Origin of the sequence: Pseudomonas sp. NPDC089741 (assembly GCF_044748825.1) — a bacterium.
Classification (GTDB): domain Bacteria; phylum Pseudomonadota; class Gammaproteobacteria; order Pseudomonadales; family Pseudomonadaceae; genus Aquipseudomonas; species Aquipseudomonas helmanticensis.
The window spans coordinates 46180-55172 of record NZ_JBIVGT010000032.1; the positions used below are offsets into that span (position 1 = coordinate 46180).

6 protein-coding genes and 1 pseudogene are annotated in these 8993 nt (G+C 59.2%); 5 read left to right on the forward strand and 2 right to left on the reverse strand.

Annotated elements, in window-relative coordinates; all coding sequences use genetic code 11:
* The 4 genes and pseudogenes from ACIPZE_RS23530 to ACIPZE_RS23545 all read left to right on the forward strand — a co-directional run.
* A pseudogene (locus ACIPZE_RS23530) lies at positions 1-535 on the forward strand (glycine--tRNA ligase subunit alpha); the annotation flags it as partial.
* Positions 532-2586 carry a glycine--tRNA ligase subunit beta gene (gene glyS, locus ACIPZE_RS23535; RefSeq protein WP_400775607.1) on the forward strand — a complete coding sequence of 685 codons (2055 nt, stop codon included), beginning with the start codon at positions 532-534 and terminating at the stop codon, positions 2584-2586. The pseudogene ACIPZE_RS23530 and the gene glyS, both read left to right, overlap by 4 nt.
* Before the next feature lie 4 nt (positions 2587-2590).
* Complete coding sequence (gmhB, locus tag ACIPZE_RS23540; protein WP_283438226.1) at positions 2591-3130, forward strand: D-glycero-beta-D-manno-heptose 1,7-bisphosphate 7-phosphatase; 540 nt, start codon at positions 2591-2593, stop codon at positions 3128-3130.
* A gap of 83 nt (positions 3131-3213) precedes the next feature.
* Positions 3214-3993 carry a 1-acyl-sn-glycerol-3-phosphate acyltransferase gene (locus ACIPZE_RS23545; RefSeq protein ID WP_283438227.1) on the forward strand — a complete coding sequence of 260 codons (780 nt, stop codon included), beginning with the start codon at positions 3214-3216 and terminating at the stop codon, positions 3991-3993.
* A gap of 168 nt (positions 3994-4161) precedes the next feature.
* Here the strand turns inward: ACIPZE_RS23545 and ACIPZE_RS23550 are convergent, their stop codons facing one another.
* Positions 4162-5694, reverse strand: a complete 1533-nt coding sequence (locus tag ACIPZE_RS23550; RefSeq protein ID WP_400775611.1) for an ATP-binding protein — start codon at positions 5692-5694, stop codon at positions 4162-4164.
* A 167-nt stretch (positions 5695-5861) separates the two neighbouring features.
* Here ACIPZE_RS23550 and ACIPZE_RS23555 point away from each other — a divergent pair, with 167 nt between their 5' ends.
* Positions 5862-6581, forward strand: coding sequence for a response regulator transcription factor (locus ACIPZE_RS23555; protein ID WP_283438229.1), 720 nt, complete (start codon positions 5862-5864; stop codon positions 6579-6581).
* Positions 6582-6716: 135 nt separating this feature from the next.
* Here the strand turns inward: ACIPZE_RS23555 and ACIPZE_RS23560 are convergent.
* On the reverse strand, positions 6717-8993 hold a 2277-nt coding region (locus tag ACIPZE_RS23560), incomplete at its 5' end, for a DNA gyrase subunit B (RefSeq protein WP_400775615.1).

Below are 8993 nucleotides of genomic sequence, written 5' to 3' on the forward strand. Positions count from 1 at the left end.
CCGCCCCGCCCGGAAGGCACACAGTTCCCGTCCGTCCAGCAAGCGGGCGGCATCGAGTGCTACCCGGTGACCGGCGAGATCACTTACGGCCTCGAGCGTCTGGCCATGTACCTGCAAGGCGTGGATTCGGTCTACGACCTGGTCTGGGCTGACGGCCCGATGGGCAAAGTCACCTACGGCGACGTGTTCCACCAGAACGAAGTGGAGCAGTCCACTTACAACTTCGAACACGCCAACGTCGACAAGCTGTTCGAACTGTTCGACTTCTATGAAAGCGAAGCCAAGCGGATCGAACTCCCAGCCGCTGCCGGTGCCGAGCTACGAAATGGTCCTGAAGGCCTCGCACACCTTCAACCTGCTGGATGCGCGCCGGGCGATCTCGGTGACCGCGCGTCAGCAATACATTCTGCGCGTACGCACCCTGGCGCGTTCCGTTGCGCAAGCCTACCTGCTGGCACGCGCCAAGCTGGGCTTCCCGATGGCGACCCCGGACCTGCGTGACGAAGTACTGGCCAAGCTGGAGGCAGCACAATGAGTGCGCAAGATTTTCTGGTTGAACTGGGCACCGAAGAACTGCCACCGAAAGCCCTGAACACCTTGGCTGACGCGTTCCTCGCCGGTATCGACAAGGGCCTGCAAGCCGCTGGCCTGAGCTACGAGACCAAAACCGTCTACGCCGCGCCGCGTCGTCTGGCTGTGCTGATCACTGCGCTGGCGACCCAGCAGCCGGATCGCAGCATCAATCTCGATGGCCCGCCACGTCAGGCGGCGTTCGACGCTGAAGGCAATCCAACTCAGGCAGCCCTGGGTTTCGCCAAGAAGTGCGGCGTCGATCTGAGCGAAATCGACCAGAGCGGCCCGAAACTGCGTTACAGCCAGAGCATCGCCGGCAAGCCGACCGCGAGCCTGCTGCCAACCATCGTCGAAGATTCGCTGAACGACCTGCCGATCCCGAAACGCATGCGTTGGGGTGCGCGCAAGGAAGAGTTCGTGCGTCCGACCCAATGGCTGGTGATGCTGCTCGGTGACCAGGTCATCGACTGCACCATCCTCGCGCAAAAGGCTGGCCGTGATTCCCGTGGTCACCGCTTCCATCACCCGGAAAGCGTGCGCATCGGTTCGCCGTCGAGCTACCTCGCCGACCTGCGTGCCGCTTATGTGCTGGCCGATGCCAACGAGCGTCGCGAGATCATCAGCAAGCGCACCGAAGAGCTGGCCACCCGTCAGGAAGGCACGGCAATCGTTCCGCCGGCATTGCTCGACGAAGTGACCGCGCTGGTTGAATGGCCGGTGCCGCTGGTGTGCTCGTTCGAAGAACGTTTCCTCGACGTGCCGCAGGAAGCGCTGATCACCACCATGCAGGACAACCAGAAGTACTTCTGCCTGCTGGATGCCGACGGCAAGTTGCTGCCACGTTTCATCACTGTGGCCAACATCGAAAGCAAAGACCCGCAGCAGATCATCGCCGGTAACGAAAAAGTGGTTCGCCCACGCCTGACCGACGCCGAGTTCTTCTTCAAGCAAGACAAGAAGCAGAAACTCGAAGCTTTCAATGATCGCCTGAAGAACGTGGTGTTCCAGGAAAAACTCGGCAGTGTCTACGACAAGGCCGAGCGCGTATCAAAACTGGCTGCGTACATCGCCGCACGCATTGGCGGCAACGCGTCGTGGGCTGCTCGCGCGGGCCTGCTGTCGAAGTGCGACCTGGCCACTGAAATGGTTGGCGAGTTCCCGGAGATGCAAGGTGTCGCCGGTTACTACTACGCCCTCAATGACGGCGAGCCGGAAGACGTCGCGCTGGCGCTGAACGAGCAATACATGCCACGCGGTGCCGGTGCAGAACTGCCGGCGACCCTGACCGGTGCGGCCGTCGCGATCGCTGACAAGCTCGACACCCTGGTCGGTATCTTTGGTATCGGCATGCTGCCAACCGGCAGCAAAGACCCGTACGCCCTGCGCCGTGCGGCTCTGGGTGTTCTGCGTATCCTCATCGAGAAGAAACTTGATCTGGACCTGAACGATGCCGTGGCGTTCGCCGTGGCCGCGTTCGGTGCCAAGGTCAAGGCTGCCGGCCTCAACGAGTCCGTGCTGGAATTCATCTTCGACCGTCTGCGTGCGCGTTATGAAGACGAAGGCGTTGAAGTCGCCACTTACCTGTCGGTACGTGCGCTGAAGCCGGGTTCGGCGCTGGACTTCGATCAGCGTGTGCAAGCGGTGCAAGCGTTCCGCAAACTGCCGGAAGCGGCAGCGCTGGCGGCAGTGAACAAGCGTGTGTCGAACCTGTTGAGCAAACTCGAAGGCGCGGTACCGACTGAGGTACAAGCGAAGTACTTCGACAACGCCAACGAGTTCTCGCTGTACTCGGCGATCCAGCAAGCGGATCAAGCGGTACAGCCAATGGCTGCGGCGCGTCAGTACAACGAATCGCTGGCACGCCTGGCCGCCTTGCGCGAGCCGGTGGATGCATTCTTCGACGCGGTGATGGTCAATGCCGACGATGCCAATGTACGAGCCAACCGTTACGCGCTGCTGGCGCGTCTGCGTGGCCTGTTCCTCGGTGTTGCCGACATTTCGCTGCTGGGTTGAGGGATTGCTGTTGAAACTGCTGATTCTCGATCGGGACGGAGTGATCAATTACGACTCCGACGCTTACATCAAGTCCGTGGCGGAGTGGATGCCGTTGCCCGGCTCGATCGAGGCGATTGCGCAGTTGAGCAAGGCCGGCTGGACGGTGGCAGTCGCCACCAACCAGTCGGGCATTGCTCGCGGCTATTACGACCTCACTACTCTCGATGCCATGCACGCGCGATTGCGCGAGTTGGTGGCGGAGCAGGGCGGTGAGGTCGGGCTGATCGTGTATTGCCCGCATGGGCCGGACGAAGGCTGCGATTGCCGCAAGCCGAAACCGGGGATGCTGAAAACCATCGCGGCGCATTACAACGTCACGCTTGCCAATGTCTGGTTCGTCGGCGACAGCCTTGGTGACCTGGAGGCCGCCAAAGCCGTCGATTCACAGCCAGTTTTGGTAAAGACCGGAAAAGGCGAAAAGACTCAGGGCAAAACCCTGCCGGTGGGCACTCTGATTTTTGACGATCTGGCGGCGATTGCCGCAGAACTTATCCACAACTAGAGTACTTCTGAAGTTCCTGACCAGGGATTGATCGGGAGTGCGCTTGAACACTCGGGCATTGCCCCGTAACGGTAAACGTCACTATGTCGATACTGCGGGCCATCAGAATTTTTCTCTTTTACCTGCTGCTGGGCACCACCTCCCTGCTGTGGTGCAGCTTGAGTTTTTTTATCGCGCCGTTTTTGCCATTCAAGGCGCGTTATCGTTTCATCAACGTGTACTGGTGCCGTTGCGCCTTGTGGTTGACCAAGGTGTTTCTCGGTATCCGTTACGAAATCAAAGGCGCGGAAAACGTGCCTGACCGGCCCTGCGTGATTCAATCGAACCACCAGAGCACTTGGGAGACGTTCTTTCTCTCCGCTTATTTCTCGCCGCTGAGCCAAGTGCTCAAACGCGAACTGCTGTATGTACCGTTCTTCGGCTGGGCCATGGCCATGTTGCGGCCTATCGCGATTGACCGCGACAACCCGAAAGCTGCATTGAAACAAGTCGCTGCCAAGGGTGATGAGCTGCTCAAGGACAACGTTTGGGTGCTGATCTTCCCGGAAGGCACACGCGTTCCGTTTGGCACTGTCGGCAAGTTCTCCCGCAGTGGTAGCGCTTTGGCGGTGAATGCGGCGCTTCCGGTACTGCCGATTGCACACAATGCCGGCAAGTTCTGGCCGAAAGTCGGCTGGGGCAAAAAGTCCGGCGTGATCACTGTGGTCATCGGTGAACCGATGTACGCCGAAGGCACAGGCCCGCGCGCCATCGCCGAGTTGAACGACCGGGTGCAAGCCTGGAACGAGAAGACTCAACGCGAAATGGGCTCTCTGCCACCGGCCCCGCAGGCACCCGCGGCAAATGATCAGATCGCTGTCTGAGATTTTGTGGATAACCTGTGTACGGTTTTGCTGAAAAGGCCTGATTATTGAAATTAAGTAATTGATTTACTTATATATTTCTCAAGCTCATAAAAGACCGTAAAAGGTGCATAAGTTTTTTTAGGATGTAAAAAAGCCGGCCGATATAGCCGGTTTTTTTGTGCCTGTTCACTCGTGAATCAGCGGCAACTCAAATAGGAACGTGGTGCCTTGATCGACCACGCTCAGGCATTCGATTTTGCCGCCATGGTGGTCGACCACCGCTTTGACCATCGACAAGCCCAGGCCAACGCCGTCGATGCCTTGGGCTGAGGAAAAGCGTCGGTACTGACTGAAAAGATCGGGCAATTCATCGGCGGCGATGCCTTTGCCTTGATCGATCAATTCACAGTGCAACCACTCCTCGCGGCAACAGACGCGCAGGGTGATCGTGGTGTCGGCCAGGCTGTACTTGATCGCGTTCTCCAAAAGGTTGAACAGCGCGCGAGTCAGCAAGCCTTGGTCAGCATTGATCAGACGTTCCTGCGATTCCTCATCCATGTCATGCAGCAGCTCGATGCGTTTCTGCTGGGCGATGGGCAACGCCTGATCCAGCACATCCAGCACCAGCATCGCGAACAGCGTCGGCTGAAATTGGTACGCCTCGGATTCAGCCCGCGCCAACAGAACAAAACCGTCGGTAAGATCCAGCGCGCGACGCACCTGGCGTTCGATTTGTTCGAACAACGGCGCATCGGCCCCGACTTGATGACGGTGCACATCGAGCAAGGCGAGGATGGCAGAGTGCGGCGCGCGCAGGTCATGGGAAAGAAAGCGCAACAACACACTGCGTTGCTCCTCGGCCGCGCGTTCAGCGCTGAGGTCGGTGAGACTCAGCAGCCAACCGATCGGCGTGTCACCGTCCACCGGCAGCAGGGCGGCCCGCTCCAGACGCAGGCTGCGCTCCTTGTGATCACGGAACTCCAACAGCGGCAGGGCGGACAATGGCGGACGCTGCTCTGTGGATAATTCCGGGTAACCAAGACGTGCGAGTTGTGCAAGTACGTCATCCCCCACCAGGTTGTTATCGAAGAGCTGGCGAGCCTTGCGATTGCCCAACAATATCTGCCCTTTGGGATCGCTGATCAGTGTGGCAACCGGAAGGTACTCCAGGCCGTCGGCAATAAACCGTCGGGTATCGCGGGTTCGGCTCATGGCTTGCTCAAGCGCCATGATCTGGCCCTGCAAACGATCAGCGCCGGTGAATTGCGAGCGACGGCGTTCGGGGAACACCTTCGGTTCGCTGTCGAGCCGCGCCAGTTCCCAACCGAAATAGGTCAGCACCACGCTCAGGCGCCGCCAGTTCCAGATCAGATAGCCAAACAACATGCCCAGCACTGCGGGTGTCGGCGACCACCAACGGCGCATTTCCGCTAAACCTGCACTGGCCAGCAGCGCGCACGCCATGCCGATCAACGTGACCCAGAGTGCCCAGCGCGGACGCCACAACAGCAGGCCAAGACTGCCGGCCACCAAGGCGACCGACAACAAGGCGCCCATGGCCGCAGACGAATCGTGCAAGTTGATCTGTGCGCGATAAGACAACAGCGCAGTCAGCGGCAACAGCACTAGACTTATCCACAACCATTCGCGCACCAACTGGCGAAACAGGCGTTGCACCTGGCTCGGCTCTCGGCTTTCACGCCGACGATCAGGGTTCATGAGGAAAAAGGGCAGGGCAGTGTGAATGGTTTCATAGGCCACAGGTCTGAGACGTAGACCGAAGAATCATAGCGGACGTCGACCGACGGCGGCTGCTTACTTTCATAGCGAGGGCCGAGCGACTATGGTTGTCCGCCAACTGCCCAAGCAACAAGGAATCACCGCGTATGCGCGTTGCGATACTGGACGACGAACCCGCCGAACTGCGCCGGGTCGAGCAAACCCTGCAGCAAATGGCCGATGCCGGCGAACAGCCGTGGTCACTGCACAGCTTCGAGCGCGGTGAAGACCTGCTACGGCAACTGCGCCGGGAAACCTTCGACCTGCTGATCCTCGACTGGCAACTGCCCGACCTCACCGGCCTGGCCCTGCTGCGCTGGACCCGCGAACACATGGAAGCGCCACCGGCGGCGATCATGCTGACCAGCCGCGATGGCGAGAGCGATATCGTGCAGGCGTTGAATGCCGGGGCGGATGATTATGTGAGCAAGCCGTTTCGGCCGAATGAGTTGAAAGCGCGGGTGGCTGCGGTATTGCGGCGGCATAGCCAGCAACGGGCGGCGGCGACGGAAGTGCTGAGCTTTAATGACCTGACGTTTGATGACGCTGAGCTGACTGTCACCCGCGAGGGAAAGCCGATTGTCATGACCGAGCGCGAGTATCGACTGGCGCGGTGTTTGTTCAGCAACCTGGGTCGACCGTTGTCGCGGGATTATCTGTATGAACGGTTTTGGCCGCATGAGGAGATGGCCTCGTCGCGGCCGTTGGATACGCATATCTATCGGCTGCGGAACAAGCTCGGGCTGACGGCGGATCGGGGTTGGCAGCTGTTGACCATTTATGGGTATGGGTATCGGTTGGAGAGTGTGGCGGCAGCATCCGAATAGAAGATCAAAAGATCGCAGCCTGCGGCAGCTCCTACATTGATTATCTGTAGGAGCTGCCGCAGGCTGCGATCTTTTGATCTGCCAATAAAAAGGCCAACGCAATGCGTTGGCCTTCTTGTTTGACGCAAACGAGGATCAGAAATCCAGGTTAGAAACCGCCAGCGCATTGCTCTCGATGAAGTCACGGCGAGGTTCGACCGCATCACCCATCAGGGTGTTGAAGATCTGGTCTGCGCCAATGGCGTCTTCGATAGTGACTTTCAGCATGCGGCGCACGCTTGGGTCCATGGTGGTTTCCCACAGCTGATCCGGGTTCATTTCGCCCAGACCTTTGTATCGCTGAATGGTATGGCGCTTGGTGCTTTCAGCCATCAGCCAGTCGAGGGCTTCCTTGAACTCGGTGACCGCTTTCTTGCGCTCGCCACGCTGGATGTACGCGCCTTCGTCGAGCAGCGTGCTCAGCTGAGCGCCGAGGGTGACGACGGTCTTGTAGTCGTTGCTGCCGAAGAAGTCGCGGTTGAAGGTGACGTAGTTCGACAGGCCGTGGGAGATCAGTTCGACCTCTGGCAGCCACACACCACGTTCACGGTCTTCACGCAGACTGGCCTTGTAGACCAGACCGGATTTTTCCACGGTACGCAGACGCGCTTCGTACTGGGCCAGCCACTCTTGCATCGCTGCATGGTCGCCGAGCTTTTCCAGGCTCACGGCCGGCAGGTAGATGAAGTGCTCGGTCAGTTCCTGCGGGTACAGGCGCGACAGACGCTTGAGGGTCTTCATCACCATGCGGAAGTCGTTCACCAGACGCTCGAGCGCTTCACCGGAAATGCCCGGGGCTTCTTCGTTCAGGTGCAGGCTCGCATCTTCCAGGGCCGACTGCGTCATGTACTCTTCCATGGCGTCGTCGTCTTTGATGTATTGCTCTTGCTTGCCTTTCTTGACCTTGTACAGCGGCGGCTGAGCGATGTAGATGTAGCCACGCTCGATCAGCTCCGGCAACTGACGGAAGAAGAAGGTCAGCAGCAGGGTACGGATGTGCGAACCGTCGACGTCAGCATCGGTCATGATGATGATGTTGTGATAACGCAGCTTGTCGATGTTGTACTCGTCGCGACCGATACCGCAGCCCAGTGCGGTGATCAAGGTGCCCACTTCCTGGGAAGAGATCATCTTGTCGAAACGGGCCTTCTCGACGTTGAGGATCTTGCCCTTCAACGGCAGGATCGCCTGGGTCTTGCGGTTACGTCCCTGCTTGGCAGAGCCCCCCCCGGAGTCACCTACCACGAGGTACAGTTCGGACAGTGCCGGGTCTTTTTCCTGGCAGTCAGCGAGCTTGCCTGGCAGGCCGGCGATGTCCAGCGCGCCTTTGCGGCGGGTCATCTCACGGGCCTTGCGCGCGGCTTCACGGGCGCGAGCGGCATCGATCATCTTGCCGACAACCAGCTTGGCTTCGTTCGGGTTTTCCAGGAGGAAGTCGGAGAAGTACTTGCCCATTTCCTGTTCGACCGCGGTCTTCACTTCGGAAGAGACCAGCTTGTCTTTGGTCTGCGAGCTGAACTTCGGATCCGGCACCTTCACCGAGATGATCGCAGTCAGGCCTTCACGGGCATCGTCACCGGTGGTGGCGACTTTGTGCTTCTTCGCCAGGCCTTCCGCTTCGATGTAGGTGTTCAGGTTACGCGTCAGTGCCGAACGGAAACCCACCAGGTGAGTACCGCCGTCGCGCTGCGGAATGTTGTTGGTGAAGCACAACAGGTTCTCGTTGAAGCTGTCGTTCCACTGCAGGGCGATTTCCACGCCGATGCCGTCTTCACGCTGGATGTTGAAGTGGAACACCTGGTTGACCGCAGTCTTGTTGGTGTTCAGGTATTCAACGAACGCACGCAGACCGCCTTCGTACTTGAACAGCTCTTCCTTGCCGCTGCGCTCATCCTTGAGGACGATGCCGACACCGGAGTTGAGGAAGGACAGTTCACGAATACGCTTGGCCAGGATGTCCCAGCTGAAGTGGATATTCTTGAAGGTATCAGCCGAAGGCTTGAAGTGGATCTGGGTGCCGGTGGTTTCGCTGTCGCCAACGATCGCCATCGGCGCCTGAGGTACGCCGTGGACGTAGGTCTGTTCCCAGATCTTGCCGCTGCGGCGAACGGTCAGGACCAGTTCTTTGGACAACGCGTTCACAACCGACACACCTACACCGTGCAGGCCACCGGATACCTTGTAAGAGTTGTCGTCGAACTTACCGCCAGCGTGCAGGACGGTCATGATGACCTCGGCGGCGGAAACGCCTTCCTCTTTGTGCACGTCTACCGGGATGCCACGGCCGTTGTCTTTAACGGGGATCGACTCATCAGGGTGGTCGGGGGTGCTGAAGTCGTCGCAGAGGCCGGCGGGGGCCTCGGCGATGGAGTT